The following is an 18,331-nucleotide window of genomic DNA, read 5'->3' on the forward strand; positions in this document are numbered from 1 at the left end:
TTGCCATTGTCCCGCACCAGCCTGTACGCGGCCAAGCTGACGATCATTATGGCCTTGGTCGGATTGACCCAGCTATTGTTCGGCGGAGCACTGCTGGGTGTTGGAGCTGTGCAGGATATGAATGGACCGATCCCTTGGGCCGTGATCGCCCAAAGTCTGCTCGCAGGCTGGGTTGCCTGCCTGCCGCTGGCTGCGCTGCAGCTCATGGTGTCCTTCCTGTGGTCCAGCTTTGCTGCACCGCTTGCTTTGAATTTCGTCTTTACCGTGCCGAATATTCTCATCGCCAACTCCCAGACCTACGCTCCGTATTATCCGTGGGTACAGCCCTTACTGGCGATGATGCCGAGCGGAAGAGAAAACTTCGGGGCGTTCATGGTACCAGCCGATACACTAATGACGGTTGTACTGGGTAGCTTTGTCGTGTTTTTGTTTGCGGGCCTGACGGTGTTTCGTTATAAAGAGATATAGAGTGAGATATAGGAGGTAAGCTTGCTGGTACATGAAGCTTGCCTCGATCTGTTTTCTGTTTTATTATTTTCATTCATTCCGGGTCACGTCTCAGAATGGGTATATAGAGCTGATTCAACGTCTAGCTCGTGAAGTTATTCTAAATGAAGCATAGGTAATCAGGGCATAGATAATACCATACATCGCCCATGCGTCCAAATTGGATTTAAAGGTGTCTATATTTGTCGTGATAAACAGGAGAGGAAGCACAATAGCGATGCCTACACCCAGCAGAATCCTAAAATGAAGAAATGAACAAATAATCCCTATTATAATGGCGATTAGGGGGCAAATGAGCAGTGTGGGGACAAGAGGGTTCAGTTGATGAAAAAACCAATAAATCATATTAACACCTCGTTTGAAGGGAGTATAGTAATTTGGTAGCTAGCTAATTTTTTAACAAAGTCATAGAGTATATCAATAGAATTCCCCGAAATTCTTGTACTCGATATATATCCTCTGTCAGTCTCCTTTTTCTGAATAAACTCTTTGTTTTGTTTTAATTGGATTTTTTTTACGTTCTTTAAGGAAGAATCATAAGCCATTATTTCACCATTATTTGATATAACATACAAATTTCCATTGTGTAATGCAGTATCATACAGGGAAAATGATTCGTTAGAAATAGAAATTTCTTTATCTAAGGAGCCATCAGAGGGATTTAAAATTTGAATGATCGGCCGATCCTGAATGCCCGGACGATTTCCATCCAACATGATGATTAGACGATTATGAAACCATAGAAGGGATGATCCGTTATTTTGCCCGACCGGATAATATGCCCGTTCCTGAGACTTGTGATTTTGAATAGAATAATTATGAAGCAAACGATTTGTGTTTAGATCTATCACATAAATACCAACGTTTTCTCCATTCCCGTCTATGTATAATACATAAGCTTTATTTTCTTTTTCTACAACGGATTGGAAATATCCTGGCAACATGACGTGATGAAGTGCAGATTCACCCATCTTTGAATATACCAACTCATTAGAATATACCTTGGGGGAGTATTGTGGATTGGTACCCACATTCATAGTGAAAAATAAATAGTCTCCGCTGCTTTTGATGAAAGAAGTACCGATTGCTCTGTCCTTGTTGTACTTTGAGAGGGTGGAATTTATGAAATGGTTACACCGGATTGAAGAGCATTCAGTCCGGTGTAATGCACGTTTTTACACACGCCCTGGCAGGGCGCGAATATTATCGCTGATGAAACGGCAGGAGGCGTCGAACTTGGCTTGCTCTTCCGGGCTTAGCTCCAGCTCGATGATCTCCTGAATTCCTCTGCTGCCGATGATTGCCGGAACGCCTGTGCAGACATCGCTGTGCCCGTATTCACCGTCCAATACGGCGGAAACTGCTATGATTTTACTGTCATCATTCAAAATGGAACGGGTAATGTAGGCGAGCGCATTAGCTATGCCAAAATAAGTAGCGCCTTTGCGGGTGTAGATTTCCCAACCTGCATCCTTCGTTTTCCGGGCAATGTCGTCCAGATCCACGTGGCTGAATCGCTCTTTGTGCTGACGCAGAATGTGCAAGAGTGGCTCCCCGCCTATGGTGACGTGTGACCAGGCGACGAATTGGGAATCGCCATGCTCGCCAAGGGCGTATCCCTGCACGCTGCGTGGATCTATGGAAAACACTTCAGAAAGTAGCGTCTTGAGACGGGATGAGTCAATAGAGGTCCCTGTGCCGATCACCTTGTTGCGCGGTAGGCCGGAAATGCTCTGCACCAGATAGGTCACAATGTCGACAGGATTAGCTGCAATGACGAAAATACCGTCGAAGCCACTCTCCATAATAGATGTTACAATCTCCCGAGTGATGATCACTGCGTTGTCCAATACAGACAAGCGATCTTGACCGGGCTTCGGATTGGCCCCGGCTGTTATAATCACAACATCCATATCCGTGCAATCCGCATAGGTTCCCGCATGTACCTTTGTACGTGTGGACGTAAAATCCATACAATGGGATAGATCGAGCGCATGCGCCAAGGCCCGGTCATATGTGCGGTCAATCATCATGATTTCGTCACAAATAGACTGGTTAACCATTGAGTAGGCACAGCTCGAACCGACCATTCCCGCGCCGACAATCGCTACTTTCCTTGCCTTCCCCTTCATTTATGTTTCCTCCTCGTTCCAGTGAACGTTAATATGCTACAAATTATGCCTGAAATCCATTTTACGTTACATAACATAACATATTGCTGATTTTTTGAAAATATCCATTGTTTTGCCTTCATGCTGCAAAATGAAAAAACAACTGTAAATAGAGCTGCTTTTTTATGATGAGCGTAGCATAAGCGTGAATTAAAGGACGTTTTCGCTGGAATACAGGCTAAGCCGGTTCAATCCCTTTTTAAAGCAATATTTATATAAATTAAAAAATACATTGTTTTAATGGGAGGAATAATGCCATGGAAACACTGGAAGTATGACATTTACGTGACGTTTTGAAAACGCTCTAAAATTGCATAGAATCAAAGCGGCGCCGCCGTGTCGTTTTTTTGCATTTTTTAAAAGTCGTTGGTGATGACAAAGGTTCCTAGCAGTCCGCAATATTAGAACTTTTTTGCCAAAGGGTTTCCATTTGATTCCGCGAATTGTACATATACAAGCTTATTTCTTTCCATACCATCCGGGGAGGTAATGATCAATGGAAGAAAGCAAATCGACGATGGAAGCGGCCAGACAGTTGGGAATCGGGGCAAGTACCCTTCGTAAATATGCGGCAGCGCTGGAGGAGCAGGGTTATGTGTTTCAGCGTTCCGCGAATCAGTCGAGAATGTTCAGTCCAGAAGATGTAGAGTGCTTAAGGGTGATGCGAAAAGCGCTGCGTAAAGATCATATGACGATGGACCAGGCAGTACAGGCGGTACTTGAAAGGGTGACCGCACCATTCCCAGTCGTGGAAGAAGAATTCCGTTTGCCGCCTGTCTCGGATGCGGAATCATTGACTGCAACCTGGGAGGAGATATTGGCGGCGGCTGAGGATAGAGATTCGTATATGGTAGAGGCGCAAGCCAATGCTACCCTGGAGTCGGCAGGCTTACAGGAGGAAATCAATGTGCAGGAGCTGTCAGAGGAACTGGTGCAGCGACAAGCGCAGGAGCCTTTTCAGACGTTGGCGCAAACTATTGAGCATAGATTGGAACAAGCCCCCGTATCAGTACAAACGCTGGAGCCCATGGAACCACAAGAATTAACGCAGATGCAGGATATGGTACAAAGTGCTTTGCTGGAGATGCGAAGTCGCTTGGAAGAGCTGGAAGCGGAGCATAGCCGTTTGGTGGAAAAAAATATTAGCCTTTCTAACCAGCTGGAGGATCAAAAACGCTGGATGAAAGAACGGGCCGACGAGGAACGGGATCGACTGCTAATCACCAATTTGCGCACCTATCAGGGCAGACAGCGCAAATCACGCAGTTCACTGCTATCCTGGCTGGGGTTGGCGCCGCGCAGACGTAGAGAGGCATAACTTTCATTTTCCTGTTTTCCTGAAAAGACCATCAGGCCTTCTCGGCCCTGATGGTCTTTTTTTGTAATGATATAATAGTAGTAAAGCAAAAACAAAGAGCCAGAGGACAGGTTGCATGGAGAGCTTTGCCGCAGCATGTATAGGAAAGGACAGGATCATGTTGGCTTGGTTGCGAAACGCTTATCAATCATGGATCGACTACCCAAAACAGCCTGGTGATATACTCAACGGACGGTATCATATTCATTCACTGCTGGGTATGGGCAGCTATGGTCTGACCTATCTCTGTCAGGACGGACAGAGTGGGCAGGAGGTAGCCGTTAAGCTGCCCAGACCGAGCAAGCGGGCGCAGGCAGTTCACCTGCTGCAGCGTGAGGCCGATATCATGCAGCAGATGGACCATCCCTATATCCCGAAGCTGCTCGAAAGGGTAGAGCATCCGAACGGAATGTACTTGGTCATGGAATATATCTCGGGCAGGACGCTAGAGGAGCTTATATTTGAAGCGGTATGAGCATAGCCGGCAATTTATACTGGAGCTGGAGGAAGCATTGCTGCAGCTTGAGGTTAATCCGTAATACCATTCCATAAAGATAGCCGGGCATTCGCCGTAAAAATGGGGGGATGCCCACTTACGCATTTGACCAGGTCTACATACAATGATCCTGTAAATGAGCGAAAGGAGTGTTGTAAATGAGTCATATGTGTGGAGTAGGCGGTATGCATTACGGCGTAGGAGCCTGGACCTCTGTAGGAGCAATTCTGGTTCTGTTCATTTTGCTGGTGATTATATCCAAAACCCTGTTTCTGTAATTTCGGCCATAGCCGATTTCCTTTAAAATGCACAGATGTTGTCCTGCATAACGAAGGACGTATAACAATAAAGCGAAGGCCCGTGTTGAGAAGGGTCTTCGCTTTTTGTTACTTGGCTAGGAGCTGGAGTAGTGACGGCGCTTGTCCTTGTAATATCGGTGACCGTTATGGCTGTTTCTGTAACCGTCTGATGAAGAATGGCGTCTCTGGTCGTAATAACGATCTGAGCTGCTGTATCGCCGCTTATGAGAATGAGAGGTGGAATGTAACAGGCGGTGCAGTATTTTTCTGAGCATCGTCTAATCCTCCTTCTGATCCTGTCCAGCTGATTTTTTATATCATTAACTGACATAGTCAGGTTCGTATGAAACGGTAATACGCCACAATGCTGTAACAAGTTCCATTAATTTAAGTCTTATAGGGACTTGGCCTGAAACTCCGCAATATCCTTGAACTCTTCTTCAAACTTACGCGAGATGCGGATATAAATCGGCAGTAAATCGCGGTAAATATCTACATGCTCTGCCACAGGTTGATGCTGGTGAGTGGTGCCGATCATATCGGCGACTGCATTCAGTGAATCAATCCGTCCCAGTGCATATAAGCCCAGAATAGCAGCGCCCAGACAGGAGCTTTCCAGACTTTCGGGGATAATGACCTCCTGATCGAAAATATCCGCCATGAGCTGACGCCACAGCTCTGAGCGTGCAAATCCGCCAGTAGCATGAATGACCGACGGCCTGCCGATGACCTCTTCCATAGCGAGCATGACCGTGTACAGGTTGAACAATACGCCTTCCAGTGCGGCGCGAATCATATGCTCTTTTTTGTGGCGCAGGGATAGGCCGAAGAAAGAGCCGCGTGCATTCGGGTCCCACAGAGGTGCACGTTCACCGGATAAATACGGGAGGAAAAGCAGGCCGTCCGAGCCGGGACTTACCTGCTCCGCGATTTGGGTCAGCACGTGGTACGGATCGATCCCCAATCGTTTGGCAGTCTCCACCTCGGAGGCTGCAAATTCATCCCGAATCCAGCGGAACACAATCCCGCCATTGTTCACCGGGCCACCGATTACCCATAGCTTTTCGGTCAATGCGTAACAGAAGAAACGTCCCTTGGCATCGGTAAGCGGCTGATCAACTACGGTACGGATGGCCCCGCTGGTGCCGATTGTGACAGCCACAACCCCCGGTTTGATTGCATTAACACCGAGGTTGGACAAGACACCGTCACTGGCCCCGATAACAAAAGGAGTCGTTTCGAGTAGGCCCATGTCCTGGGCATAGCTCTTGTCCAGCCCTTGCAGCACATGAGTCGTCGGCACCAGCTCAGATAGCTGTTCTTTCGTTACACCTGCAATGCGCAGCGCTTCCTCGTCCCAATCCAGCTGTTGCAAATTCATGAGACCCGTAGCGGATGCAATCGAATGATCCACAACATATTGCTGGAATAACCGGGCGAATACATATTCTTTGATGGAGATGAATTTGTACGTTTGAGCTGCAATTTCCGGTAAATCCCGTGTAATCCACATCAGCTTCGTCAGCGGTGACATGGGATGAACGGGCGTCCCGGTGCGCAAGTAAATGTCGTGTCCGTTGTACTTATGCTTGAGCGCTTCAGCCCATTTGGCGCTGCGGTTATCTGCCCAAGTGATGGAGGCGGTCAACGGCTTGCCGTTCTTGTTCACCGCCAGTACGCTGTGCATGGCTGAGCTGAAGGAGACGAAGAGTACATGCTCGGCTGGCACTCCGCTTTGCTTCATGACCTCTTGCACCGTTGTAACGACGGCATTGAAAATATCCTCCGGGTCCTGTTCCGCTGCATCGGGCTCAGGCGTATGCAGTGGATAGCCTACATGATGCTGGGCGGCAATTTTGCCGTTTTCTTCAAAAAGCACTGCTTTGGTACTGGTCGTACCGATATCGACGCCGATCATGTATCGGGTGTCTGTCATAGTCAATCTCCCCTTCACTTAACCGTTATTAGCTATTAACGTTAAATTAACACACTCAGCAGCATAATCAAACCGAAAGCGACCAGGGAGAGGATGGTTTCCATAACGGTCCATGATTTTAGAGTCTGCGGAACGGTCATATTAAAAAATTCCTTGATCATCCAAAAGCCGGCATCATTCACATGAGACAGGATGAGCGATCCAGCCCCGGTAGCCAGGACGACCAGCTCGACATTCGCGCCGGGGGTGAGTGCTAGTACAGGTGCGACAATACCGGAGCCTGTCGTCATCGCGACCGTTGCGGACCCGGTGGCCACACGAATGAGCGCAGCGACCAGAAAAGCAAATACAATTACGTTCATATGCGCTCCTGTAGCGACTGCAGCTATGGCCTGACCCACGCCGCTGTCAATCAGCACGGTTTTAAATGCGCCGCCGCTGCCGATAATCAAGATGATGGAGGCTGTAGGGGCCAGGCATTCGCTGGTAAAACGGGCTAAATCCTCTTTATTCAAGCCTCGTGCATACCCAAGCGAGAAGAAAGAGAATACAGCCGCAATCAGCAGCGCCATCACTTCATCACCAATAAATTTGAAAAATACAGTAACCGCATGTGTATTGGCTGGGTCCACGATTTCAGCTACCGATCCGCTTAGCATGAGAATAACAGGCAACAAAATGGTAAACAGCGTAATCCAAAAAGGCGGCAACGACCGTGCGGTCGTATTTCTGAACTGCTCATCCAGCTTCTCGGAAGGTCTGACCATGATTCTTTTGCCAATCCATGCGCCGAAGACCGGGCCTGCAATAATGGCGGACGGAATACCGACGATAAGTGCATATCCTATCGTGCGTCCGATATTGGCGTTGAAGGCTTCAATTGCGATCATCGGAGCCGGATGAGGGGGCAAAAGACCATGTACCGTCGATAGCCCTGCCAGCATTGGAATGCCGATCTTCAATAGAGACATATTCATTTTCCGGGCGACCGTGAATAGAATCGGAATTAATAAAATGATGCCGACCTCGAAAAATACCGGAATCCCCACAATAACCCCTACAATGACATAGCCCAATGGACGCGTTTTTCACCAAAACGTTCCATCAGTGTAGTTGCGATGCGCTCGGCACCGCCGGATTCTGCCATCATTTTGCCAAGCATGGTGCCAAGTCCGATGACGATGGCAATGGAGCCGAGCGTGCTGCCCAGTCCCTTGGTGATAGAGGCAGTGACTTCATGTCCTGGCATCCCGTTAACCAGCCCGAGAAATACGGCGGAGAGCAGCAGTGAAACGAAGGGATTCCATTTGAATTTGGCAATCAGCAAAATCAAAAGAATGACAGTAACTAGCGCCCATATGAGCAGTGAAACGTTATGGCTCAAGCCGAATAGTGTGTTCATGAAGTAATGCCCCCTTATTCATTCATGTGCAGATAGATGTATACTTGTCGACAACTTCAATTAGAAGAAGGACCGCGCTGGCTGGAAAAATGCTTAAAGCGCGGTACACAGGCTCTTTGTCAGCATGTTGCAGACTAGGACCGTGCCTTGTGATAGGAAGACAGCACGCTGTCGTTAACCGCGTTGCGGGTGTCCCGATAATGATCCTCAATAAACTCGAATAATTCCTGCGTGTTTCCTTGATTTAAAGCGTTTGCAAAGGTGCGATGCTTGTGAATCGTAACTTGGGATTCTTCGATGTTGGACGCAAAGCGTTGTTCTGTGGCAGCCAGCATGACTGTCAGGATTAACTGTCTCATTCCATTCCAGGTATGAAGAATACGGGTATGGCCTGCCTCCAGAACCAAGGCTTCATGGAAATTAAAGTCCTGAAGAGAAAACTCGACGACATCTCTGTGCTTGAGAGCGACTTCCATTTTGTCAATCATCCGGTTTAAAGCGGTCACCAATCCGGTATTGTCGCTATGTACATACCTTCGAACAACAAAATGCTCAATCAGCTTTCTTACGTCGAACAGCTCCTCCATATCAGCCGGGGTCATACCGATGACAATCGCTCCCATGCGCTCCAGACGGAGAAGCCCTTCACCCGCAAGTACCTTCAAGGCTTCGCGTACTGGAGAACGACTTGTGCCAAAATCGGCAGCAGTCTGGTTCTCAGACAGCACGGTCTCGGGGAGCTGTATGCCGCGTATAATCTGGAGCCGGAGTTCACAAGCAATCCTTTCCCCAAGTGACGCACCCTGTAACCAGGTTGTTGGATATTTCATAGGATACTCCTATCTTGGAAATGATTTTGCATACTTGTATACAAGTTACGGGTATTATATACCCAATTTAAGATACTTGTAAACGATATCAATTGACATCGGTTCCATTTCGCTGCTTTTAGCGTTACAATAGAAGCAGCAAAAGGACACAGTGAAAAGTAGAACGAACACGGAAAAGAAGGAGACCGTTTAATGATTATCATTAAAACCAAAGAACAAATTGAAAATATGAAAAAAGCTGGCGAGATTTTGGCTGCTTGTCACCGGGAAATTGCCAAAATGATCAAGCCGGGTATTACAACACTGGAAATTGACGCCTTCGCGGAATCGTTCATGAAAAAGCATGGGGCAACGCCAGAGCAAAAGGGCTACAACGGCTACCAGTTTGCAACCTGCGGATCACCTAACGATGTGATTTGCCATGGCTTTCCGAACAAGACGCCGCTGAAGGACGGGGACATCGTGACCATCGACATGGTTGTGAACCTGAACGGCTGGCTGGCAGATTCCGCTTGGTCGTATGCAGTAGGTAATGTGTCTGAGGAGGCACAAAAGCTGCTGGACGTCACCAAGGAATCTCTGTACAAAGGGATCGAGCAGGCCGTTATCGGTAATCGGATCGGGGATATTTCGCATGCAATTCAAACCTATGCAGAGGCGGAGGGCTTCTCGGTCGTACGCGAATTCATCGGTCACGGCATCGGACAAGAAATGCATGAGCAACCGCAGGTTCCGCATTATGGACCACCGCATCGCGGGCCGCGTCTGAAAGAAGGCATGGTCATTACGATTGAGCCGATGCTCAACACAGGCACCTACCGCAGTAAAATTGATGCGGACGGCTGGACTGCACGTACGCTGGACGGCGGCTTGTCGGCGCAATACGAGCACACGCTGGCCATTACCGCGGATGGCCCGATCATTTTGACCCAGCAATAAGAAGCAGACAGCAACCGGGTTGCGTACAGATTAACGGCTTGAATGAGCTGGACATATTACAGAAATTAGAGGAGGCTGTCCAGAGGACAGTCTCTTTTTAGCATAATATAGTAAATGACCCAACTAAACCAAAAGACCCAAAAGACACGACTCCTGCTGGGAGAGCGTGTCTTTTGGGTCTATACAGCCACCTGCCATGATGCATGCAAGAATCTGTAGGTCAGATGCAGGCCTACGCCTCGCTCGGAAAGAATTCGCGATATTGAAAATACATACGCAGCCGCCAGTGCAGCAAGGTTCCGAAGGCTAGTATGAAAAATAGTCCTGCTGTCTGTGGAATGGTAATATAACGCTGAATAAACTCATGCAGCAGCAGTCGGACGATCAGCAGGCTGATCAGGATAAAAAAGAAGGTGCGTGAGCGTTGCACAAAAACCTGCCCTTCTTGCAGCTCAAATCTGGTGCTGCGGATCAGTGGATAGGAAAAAATAAACCAGCCGATCAGAAAAGCGCCCAGCGCCCAAAGCAAGGGAACCCGTACCTCCGGCACGACAAACATCATAAAACCGGTGCTCATGCCAAGCGGAGGTATGATAATCTTTTTAGCGTTAACAGGGCGATGACCTGTCTTCATGCGGATAAAAATAGCCGAAACCGCGATCAAAATCATGCCGAAGGTCGCGCCATATTGCAGAATTGGGGTGCTGATATGAACCATGAACTAGGCCCCCTCTATAAGGAATGTAAGCGTTGTTGGACAGACTGCAAACCGCTATCATTATAGCACATATGTCATGGATATATTTAGTTACAGTCTTTCCTCCGACAAGCGGATTATACGCCTCAAGGTGAAACCCGGCCCTATAATCGGGTCTTTATTATGCTTATGCGAGCTCCTTTGCTTGTACCTCTCCCAGAGCTGATTTTTTCTCCTGGCGCATCATATAACCCATGGCTGCAATAATAAGGATAAAGGCAATAAGGGCAAGAAAGGGAATGGTGATAAAATCTAACCAGTTCAGATAATCCTGTTCACAGGATACTATGCCGCAGGAGGTTGAAGCTTGCGCAGCTGCTTTGGCAGCTGCATGGATACGCTGAATTGTAAAATGATAGGCCGAAATGGCGCCTCCAATGATAGCCAGCGGCATGACATAACGACGTATTCCCGTATCTCCCCGAAAATAAGCGATTCCGAGCAAGAGGGTCAAGGGATACATCAGAATGCGCTGAAACCAGCACAGCTTACAAGGCTCATATCCCAAAATCTCACTGAGATACAGACTGCCTAATGTAGCCACACAAGCTACAACCCAGGCGGCAAACAGAGCAATATCCGTTTTTTTAAACGATCCAATCATAGTAACGCTCCTTTTTTCATTCAAATGAGAACAAAATGAACTCATCATGTCTTGTCCGATCGGCGGGGATCTGCCGATATGAATGTCTTATTCGTATTGTACTGTATTTTGAGTGCAGGGTCATACTTAAACATATTGACATCATCCACTATCATTTTTATAATTGCAGTAGTTTGGGAAGTTAATGAGGATTCAAGTCAGATATATACTATGAGAACATTAGGAGTGTGCCCAGAATGTCGATTTCCAAAAAAAATGAAACACTTTCTGTTATTAGTGAAAGACACGCGGTGAAAAGCTATGTGAAGGATTTTAAATTGCCAGAGGAAGATCTGGAGGCCATTTTGACTGCGGCGATAGAAGCTCCTTCCGCTTGGAACCTTCAACATTGGAAATTCCTCGTGATCGACAGTGAAGCAGATAAGCAAAAGCTGCTGCCTATCGCCTACAACCAAGGTCAAGTTGTGGAAAGCTCCGTAACGATTGCCGTTTTGGGTGATTTGGAAGCGAACCGTAACGCAGTCATTTATGACCAAGCGGTAGAAGCAGGCACATTGCCAGCAGAAATTCGTGATGCTTTGGTAGGGCAAATCAACGGTGCGTACCAAAATCCGCAAGTCGCTCGCGATGCAGCAATCCTGAACTCTGCTTTTGCGGCACAAAACATTATGCTGGCTGCTAAATCTCTGGGCTATGACACTTGCGCTATGGGCGGCTTTATTCCTGCACAGCTAATCGAGCAATTCAATATTCCTGCGCGTTACCTGCCAACCCTGCTTATTAGCGTAGGTAAGGCACAAGTGCCAGCTCGTCCATCAGGGCGTTTCCCATTGTCTGAAGTTGTTGTAAAAGGCAGCTTCTAAGAAGCCTTTCTAAATCAAAAGGGTGTTCCTGCAACCATCGTGGTTGGGGAGCACCCTTTATTATGTCCGGTTTGCTATGGTCATGAATGCTTTCGCTTAGTCCGAACGCTTGGACACGAGATATACCAGCTCCAGCGTCAGAATAGGCAGAAAGACAGAAGCCGGATAGGCCAAATAGCGTGGCTCCCACTGCGGCTTGAACTTATCTTTAAAGCGCCGCAGCCCCTGAAAGCCGTAAAAATGCCCCCCATATTGAAACACGAGCCGGGCCAGCTTTTCCTCGCGTAGTGCCTTTTCACTTTGTCCTACCTGAGACAGCGGTGCCATGCCCAAATTAAATGTCATATACCCGCTCTCCTTGGCCCACTCAATAACCCGTGTGAATAAGTAGTCCATCGTGCCATTCGGCGTGTCAGGCAGGTGGCGCATCAGATCAATGGAAACCGTCTGTCCGTGATCATAGGCAGGGGCCATGGTAGCGAAGGCAATGACCTTTCCTTCAGAGTCCTTTAATAGTGCAATCGGTGCTAGCTGAAGATAAGACTCTTTGAACCAGCCGAGTGAATACCCCTTCTCCTTGCGTCCGTCCAGCCAGATATTTGATATATGACGCAATTCCTCAATGAGTGACGGTTCCAGAGGCGGCTGGATGATTTCAAACGAGTAGCCCTCGCGGTCAAAGCGGTTTTTGGCGCTGCGCAGAGCCTGATTGCTTTTGCCTGTCAGTGTAAAGGATTCCAGTGGTACCAACGCTTCCTCGCCCAGCTTGAAAAAGCGATAGCCGTTCTCGTGATAGATGGACAAATACTCCGGTGATGCCTGGTAAAATACAGCCGTCAACGCATACCGGTCTGCGAAGCGTTGAAATTCCTGAATCGCTTCATTCACACGTTCTTTTGAACCAAGCGGGTCGCCCAATACAATCAGCTTGTCCCGGCTACGAGCATAGGGAATAACGACTTGCTCGTCCTTGGTCCAATACAGATACTTATCACCGAGAAAAAGCATATGAGAAACGAGGTTACCGCCCTGCCGTTCCAAAAACTCCTTTAGCTTGTCGAGCTCCCGTGCGTCGGGGAGATTACCGATTACACGTTGTGGTCTGAGGAAGAAATACACCGTCAGGAACACCCATGCCAAAATCAAACTAAACACGGCAGTAACTCCGTAATCGCTACGATTCATAAAAAAATCCAGATGAACCTTGGCGTGCAGATGGCGCATAAACGGAGTATTGGAGCCTGCCCCAATCATAAAATAAGCCCCGGTTACGAGCAGAGAGAGTCCGCCCCATATTAAAATGTTGTGACGATTCAGGGGTGCACTGACCCGATAAAACCGTGAACGCGAAATCCACAGCATTAACGCCACGAACAGCAGGAACAAGGCTTCTTCAAAATCCAGACCTTTGATAAAGGTGAAAATTGCGCCCGCTAGCAGTAGTATCAACGTCAATCGCAATGCTCTGCGAATACGCAGAGAGATTCCGTGGGACAGCACGACAAGCATAATCCCGATGATGACCGAGATTTCGTGCGATAAGCGCATGACAGGCAGGCTGAGCAAATGCTCGGCAAAACGGAGCCGATATAACAGGCCGGGCGTAGCCGCAGACAAAAGGAGCACAACGCCGGAGATGAGTACCAGCTTGCCCAGCGCCCATACTCCCAGATCGGCCAAAAACCGGAACTGGCCGGGCCAGCCCCAGACCTTCTGCCAGGCATTAAGAGAGTAATCCCAGCCTGTTTCAGCCAACTGGCTCAGGCGCTCGTTGCGCGGAATCATCTCCAGAGCGGCTAAGACCAAGCCGATCAGCCACGGAATGATGAAATAAAAGACGCGGAAAACCAGTAGCACAGCCAGTGCTCGATCTGAATTGGCGCCCGCCAATTGCAGTCCGAGCAGGGCAATGATGTCGAAAGCGCCGACCCCTCCGGGTGCAAGACTGATGAGTCCGGCAATCGCGGCAATCACATAAATGCCGAACACGGCATTAATCGGCAGCTCATGCAGCAAGTGTGAGCCAATCCATGCAAAGGTAAGACCGGCCAGCAGCCATTCCAGCAGCGAAGCGCCAATGGAGGCGGAGATTGTGGACCAGGCCAGCTGACCCTCTCCCTTGTTGAACCATTTTCCGTACCGTTTGGATCGTTGCATGACCAAAAATAACGGCAGATACAATGCCATTCCCCATAACGCCCAATAAAGCCACGGATGAGCATCCAGCACGGGCTGTACCGGATATAGATGGACGATGGCTCCCCAAGCCAGCAAAGACAATCCGGTAATGACCACAGGCGAAAGGAACACAACCGCAGAGGTGATGACACCCAGCGGCACGCCGTTTTTTTTGTACAGCATAGTGCGAAGTCCCGCACCTGTAAAGCCGGCAAAGCCAAAGACATTATTGAAGGTATTGGAGATCCAGGCATACCGGAATGTTATTCCAGGCTTAATCTGAAACTTAAAATGATGCCTGATCACGTAATCGTATGCGCTCATGGCCGCCACCGCTACCAGTGAGAACAAGCCAATCTCGATGAGAAATGTGGCATCCATTCGCCGCAGCTCATGAAGCATCCGTGCCAGATTGAAGCCTTTCAGCTCTCGTCCAGCCTCCCATATAATAAAAGCCAGTACAGCCAGCGGTAGCAAAATACGCGTCATTCGCTGCCTGTAGATGGTTATCATGAACTGTACGATTTTAAAGGATTGGATTGATTTGCGATTTGAATTCATAGATTCACCTGCCTGAAAAATAATGAGATACATCATCCACAGTTATGAAGCACGGAGATTTCATGCCCAAAAAACGGAATATATATATTATACCTATAATTAACGCTTGAATAACAACAGAAGGGTTACGAAAATGGGATTTCAGATTGATAGCTGTAAATAATTCCAATATAATGATGGAATACCTAGTAAATTTCTTGGCAATGGAGCTGAACCGGACATGAGTATATGGGATCGCAATCTTTTTATACGTCGATTGGAGCTCCTATATCATCGGAGAAAACGGTGTAGGTAAATCGACGCTTATGGAGGCAATCGCGGTTGCGTGGGGATTTAATCCGGAGGGTGGCACTGTATCATCTGACACATGAAGGAATCGAAACCCGGACGCTGGAGGAAACCGATCATTTCATCATTATGAAGCAATTTCTGAACAACAAGGAAAAAATGCTGCATGAGCTATTCGATGATCCTCAATAAGGAACGAGGTTACCTGAGTAGCATCCGCTTGATAAGGAGGAAACAGGATGAGGTCAAATTTTAATGTGGATATTCGACGGATACCAGCTTTCAGGGTGGCGACTCTGGCCGCACAGGCCCCTTTTACCGAGCTGGGTGATGAGGTACGCAAGCAGTGGCAGCAGGTACAAAGGATGGTTCCGGAGATTCACCCTGAGCGTTTGGATGCCGACATTGGCTATGTACTCTCCCCGCAATGGACAGTGGCCGAGGAGAACGGAAATATCACGCTCAAGGTGGGAGTAAAAGTATCCTCTTGGCATGCAATTCCAGGTACGCTCGAACGTATCGAGATACCTGAGCAGGTGTATGCGGTAACTCGTTTTCAGGGGGATCGGGAACGACTGAGTACCATTTATGATGACCTGTTTGCCTGGCTGGATCGTAATGGATATGAGCGTAATACAGTGGAGGGGGCTTATTGGATGGAGATGAATCGGCTGAAGCCTGTAAATCCCTTTGATATCCCATTTGAGGAAATTCAGAGATTTGATTATGATATTGCGATCGCGATTATGCCAAAATAAAAGGGTGGTTAAATCCCGTTCTTTCCATGAATGTTTCTTTTTGCTGTCCTGTCAAAGGAAACATTCAGGGTTAACGGAAGTATTTTATGATTGTTATTTGTCTCTCACTCTTTTAATATAATGAAGAGTTTTAATGAAGTAGCTGAGGAGGACGAAACGCAACATGTCAGATTCACAACAACAGTTGAAAATGGGACCGCTGGTCATCTTGATGATTAATATGTTTATTGCCATGCTGGGAATCGGTCTAATTATTCCGATCCTTCCCAAATTTATGAATTCCCTGGGAGGCAGTGGCGAAACGGGAGGCTACCTGGTTGCCGTGTTTGGCTTGACCCAGTTTCTGTTTTCACCGTTAGCTGGAGAATGGTCCGATAAATACGGACGTAAAAAAATGATTATTACCGGTTTGGTAATCATGACGGTGTCTTCTGTATTGTTTGCCATTGGACACTCGTTAACGATGCTGTATATTTCCCGGTTGCTGGGAGGAGCGGGAGCTGCCTTTATGATTCCTCCGATGATGGCTTATATTGCCGACATTACAACGGTGCACAATCGTGGTAGAGGAATGGGCTTGCTGGGCGCTGCCATGTCTCTTGGCTTTGTTATCGGTCCTGGTTTGGGCGGCTTTTTGGCGCATACCTCGATGCGTACGCCCTTGTATGTTTCGGCTGGCGTATCGGGCTTGGCTGCGCTGATCTCATTGATTTTGCTGCCTGAAACCTTGTCGTTGGAGAAGCAGTTGAAATTTAGGAATGTTAAGGTCAAGCGCGATAATGTGATTAAGCAGTTTGCACTTTCTTTTCGCAAGCCGTATTTTATACTACTGATTATGATATTCACGCTTACGTTTGGGCTGACGCATTTTGAAACGATGTTCCCATTCTTCGTAACGGGCAAGTTTCATTATAATGAGGGTGATATTGCCACCATCATTACGGTAGGCGCACTGGTCGGAACCGTGATTCAGGCTGTGGTCATCAGTCCGATGTTGAATCGTTTTGGCGAAAAAGGTGTGATTATCGGCTCCTTTCTATTTTCTGCAATTTCCCTTGTGCTAATGCTGTTCTCTGGTAACTTTTATTATGTACTCGGGGTATCACTCATTTTCTTTACCGCCACGTCGCTACTGCGACCAGCCATTAATACCGCTTTATCCAAAATGGCGGGAGATGAGCAGGGCGTTGCAGCCGGGATGAATAATGCCTATATGAGTGTCGGTAATATTCTGGGGCCTGCGCTGGCGGGTACGCTGTTCCAGGTGCAAATCAATTTGCCGTACATTTTCGGGGCGGCCATTCTCCTTCTTAGCTTGGGGCTGGCTGTAAAATGGAACAGCAGAGGCACACAAACCACAGCGGTGTAGTATGATTGAAAAACAGGACGTTTCTTGAACGAAACGTCCTGTTTTTTTGATTTGTATCCGTAAAGATCATTCAGTTGTTGATGCCTGTATAAATACAATATCATAAGTCGCTGCAACACCTTCCGGCGTGCTGAAACGATTTTCATACTCTTTATACAGGCTGGTGAACAGACGCCGTGATCCGAGATTACGAGAAATAGCGGCTTCTGAAGTGCTAGCTCCGAGTGATTTTACAGATAATAGAAAATCCCTTGGTGAAGGGTATTCTTCCGTTAACAGCATACATTTATATTGAATATCGGAGAAACCGGCTGTTGTTAATGAATCTTTCCATTGATTTGCAGATTGAAACGAGAGTCCGTGCCTCTGGGGCTCCATATCTTCAGCACGGTAAACTTCTTCAAAAGCTGTATGCAACTCGTGGAAGGTACCAGGTCCGAAGGTCGCGAATGCGAGTATCCCTCCGGGGCGAAGCAGTCGGTAAAGGTAATTCAGTGTTTGCTGCGGCTGGCTCAACCATTGGAAACAAGCGCTGGAAACGATGAGATCGAACGAAGAGGCAGGAGTGTTAGCCGCCCATATTTCGACATCGGCAAGCAAAAAATGAATATCAGATGATGGCCTATCATTTGAGCCTCCAGGGTTTGCAGCGCCTAGCACACGCTGTTCAGCGGCCAGAATCATTGCAGGCGCAATATCCAGCGCAGTAATAGACGAGTGTGGCCATCTGTTCACCAAAATTTCAGTTAGAATACCGGTGCCACATCCGATCTCAAGCATGCTGCGTTTGTTGGGATCCTCAGCATTGGTCTGTTGTATAAGAAATTCTGAAAGCTTGTCCGCCATGGTGCGCTGCACATGGGCATGAGTATCATACAACCCTGACGCGCTGCGGTTAAATTGCCGTGCAATAGCTGTTTTTCTACTGGTCATGCCACCAACTCCTAATGGATTCAGCCATAAGTGCCTCCCTTCCCAAAAACGGAGCATGTCCGCTATCGGGTATGGCTAAAAAA

At 47.8% G+C, this 18,331-nt stretch carries 18 protein-coding genes and 2 pseudogenes; 9 read left to right on the forward strand and 11 right to left on the reverse strand.

All coding sequences use genetic code 11. The features are described 5' to 3' along the window. The coding region (locus L693_RS0104045; RefSeq protein WP_025716168.1) for an ABC transporter permease at positions 1-468 on the forward strand (468 nt) is incomplete at its 5' end. Between the two features lie 114 nt (positions 469-582). On the opposite strand, the gene L693_RS0104050 is transcribed toward L693_RS0104045, so the two are convergent. The 3 genes from L693_RS0104050 to L693_RS0104060 all read right to left on the reverse strand — a co-directional run bounded on the left by L693_RS0104050 (position 583) and on the right by L693_RS0104060 (position 2,639). Continuing rightward, entirely contained in the window at positions 583-852 is a 270-nt protein-coding gene (locus L693_RS0104050; protein WP_025716169.1) for a hypothetical protein, read from the reverse strand. Further along, the gene (locus L693_RS0104055) at positions 849-1,478 is read right to left on the reverse strand and encodes a hypothetical protein (RefSeq protein ID WP_155983762.1); all 630 of its coding nucleotides are present in this window, start codon (positions 1,476-1,478) and stop codon (positions 849-851) included. The genes L693_RS0104050 and L693_RS0104055 overlap by 4 nt, the downstream gene beginning before the upstream one ends. 204 nt (positions 1,479-1,682) lie before the next feature. Beyond that, on the reverse strand, positions 1,683-2,639 hold the full coding sequence (locus L693_RS0104060; protein WP_025716171.1) for an L-lactate dehydrogenase: 957 nt from the start codon (positions 2,637-2,639) through the stop codon (positions 1,683-1,685). Positions 2,640-3,174: 535 nt separating this feature from the next. Between L693_RS0104060 and L693_RS0104065 the strand changes: the two genes are divergently transcribed. The 3 genes from L693_RS0104065 to L693_RS31000 all read left to right on the forward strand — a co-directional run bounded on the left by L693_RS0104065 (position 3,175) and on the right by L693_RS31000 (position 4,809). Further along, positions 3,175-3,996 carry a MerR family transcriptional regulator gene (locus L693_RS0104065; protein WP_025716172.1) on the forward strand — a complete coding sequence of 274 codons (822 nt, stop codon included), beginning with the start codon at positions 3,175-3,177 and terminating at the stop codon, positions 3,994-3,996. 157 nt (positions 3,997-4,153) lie between these two features. Next, entirely contained in the window at positions 4,154-4,510 is a 357-nt protein-coding gene (locus tag L693_RS0104070; RefSeq protein WP_231503517.1) for a protein kinase domain-containing protein, read from the forward strand. Between the two features lie 179 nt (positions 4,511-4,689). After that, the gene (locus L693_RS31000) at positions 4,690-4,809 is read left to right on the forward strand and encodes a YjcZ family sporulation protein (RefSeq protein ID WP_208811826.1); all 120 of its coding nucleotides are present in this window, start codon (positions 4,690-4,692) and stop codon (positions 4,807-4,809) included. 116 nt (positions 4,810-4,925) lie between these two features. Here L693_RS31000 and L693_RS28785 read toward each other — a convergent pair whose 3' ends face one another. The 4 genes and pseudogenes from L693_RS28785 to L693_RS0104090 form a co-directional block, all read right to left on the reverse strand. Continuing rightward, the gene (locus L693_RS28785) at positions 4,926-5,105 is read right to left on the reverse strand and encodes a hypothetical protein (protein ID WP_081752078.1); all 180 of its coding nucleotides are present in this window, start codon (positions 5,103-5,105) and stop codon (positions 4,926-4,928) included. Positions 5,106-5,224: 119 nt separating this feature from the next. Further along, positions 5,225-6,766, reverse strand: coding sequence for a gluconokinase (gntK, locus tag L693_RS0104080; RefSeq protein ID WP_025716173.1), 1,542 nt, complete (start codon positions 6,764-6,766; stop codon positions 5,225-5,227). Positions 6,767-6,807: 41 nt separating this feature from the next. Continuing rightward, a pseudogene (locus L693_RS0104085) lies at positions 6,808-8,168 on the reverse strand (GntP family permease). A 134-nt stretch (positions 8,169-8,302) separates the two neighbouring features. Beyond that, the gene (locus L693_RS0104090) at positions 8,303-8,998 is read right to left on the reverse strand and encodes a GntR family transcriptional regulator (protein WP_025716174.1); all 696 of its coding nucleotides are present in this window, start codon (positions 8,996-8,998) and stop codon (positions 8,303-8,305) included. Between the two features lie 192 nt (positions 8,999-9,190). On the opposite strand from L693_RS0104090, the gene map reads away from it, so the two are divergent. After that, positions 9,191-9,937 carry a type I methionyl aminopeptidase gene (gene map, locus L693_RS0104095; RefSeq protein WP_025716175.1) on the forward strand — a complete coding sequence of 249 codons (747 nt, stop codon included), beginning with the start codon at positions 9,191-9,193 and terminating at the stop codon, positions 9,935-9,937. A gap of 232 nt (positions 9,938-10,169) precedes the next feature. Here the strand turns inward: map and L693_RS0104100 are convergent, their stop codons facing one another. Both L693_RS0104100 and L693_RS0104105 read right to left on the reverse strand, forming a co-directional pair. Continuing rightward, positions 10,170-10,655 (reverse strand): CcdC family protein, encoded by a 486-nt coding sequence (locus L693_RS0104100; RefSeq protein ID WP_025716176.1) that lies wholly within the window; start codon positions 10,653-10,655, stop codon positions 10,170-10,172. Positions 10,656-10,821: 166 nt separating this feature from the next. Next, positions 10,822-11,298, reverse strand: a complete 477-nt coding sequence (locus L693_RS0104105; protein WP_025716177.1) for a disulfide oxidoreductase — start codon at positions 11,296-11,298, stop codon at positions 10,822-10,824. Between the two features lie 236 nt (positions 11,299-11,534). Here L693_RS0104105 and L693_RS0104110 point away from each other — a divergent pair, with 236 nt between their 5' ends. Further along, entirely contained in the window at positions 11,535-12,161 is a 627-nt protein-coding gene (locus L693_RS0104110; protein ID WP_025716178.1) for a nitroreductase family protein, read from the forward strand. Positions 12,162-12,257: 96 nt separating this feature from the next. Here L693_RS0104110 and mprF read toward each other — a convergent pair whose 3' ends face one another. After that, positions 12,258-14,900 (reverse strand): bifunctional lysylphosphatidylglycerol flippase/synthetase MprF, encoded by a 2,643-nt coding sequence (mprF, locus tag L693_RS0104115; protein WP_025716179.1) that lies wholly within the window; start codon positions 14,898-14,900, stop codon positions 12,258-12,260. A 351-nt stretch (positions 14,901-15,251) separates the two neighbouring features. Between mprF and L693_RS32285 the strand changes: the two are divergent. From L693_RS32285 to L693_RS0104130, 3 genes and pseudogenes are all read left to right on the forward strand, one after another. Then, a pseudogene (locus tag L693_RS32285) lies at positions 15,252-15,380 on the forward strand (AAA family ATPase); the annotation flags it as partial. 47 nt (positions 15,381-15,427) lie between these two features. Then, a complete protein-coding gene (locus tag L693_RS0104125; RefSeq protein WP_025716180.1) occupies positions 15,428-15,946 on the forward strand; it encodes a GyrI-like domain-containing protein in 519 nt (172 codons plus the stop codon). A gap of 163 nt (positions 15,947-16,109) precedes the next feature. Then, complete coding sequence (locus L693_RS0104130; protein ID WP_025716181.1) at positions 16,110-17,315, forward strand: MFS transporter; 1,206 nt, start codon at positions 16,110-16,112, stop codon at positions 17,313-17,315. Positions 17,316-17,381: 66 nt separating this feature from the next. On the opposite strand, the gene bioC is transcribed toward L693_RS0104130, so the two are convergent. Then, a complete protein-coding gene (gene bioC / locus L693_RS0104135; RefSeq protein ID WP_025716182.1) occupies positions 17,382-18,248 on the reverse strand; it encodes a malonyl-ACP O-methyltransferase BioC in 867 nt (288 codons plus the stop codon). Positions 18,249-18,331 lie beyond the last annotated feature (83 nt).

The sequence above is a fragment of the Paenibacillus sp. 1-18 genome (genome assembly GCF_000520755.1).
Classification (GTDB): Bacteria; Bacillota; Bacilli; order Paenibacillales; family Paenibacillaceae; genus Paenibacillus; species Paenibacillus brasilensis.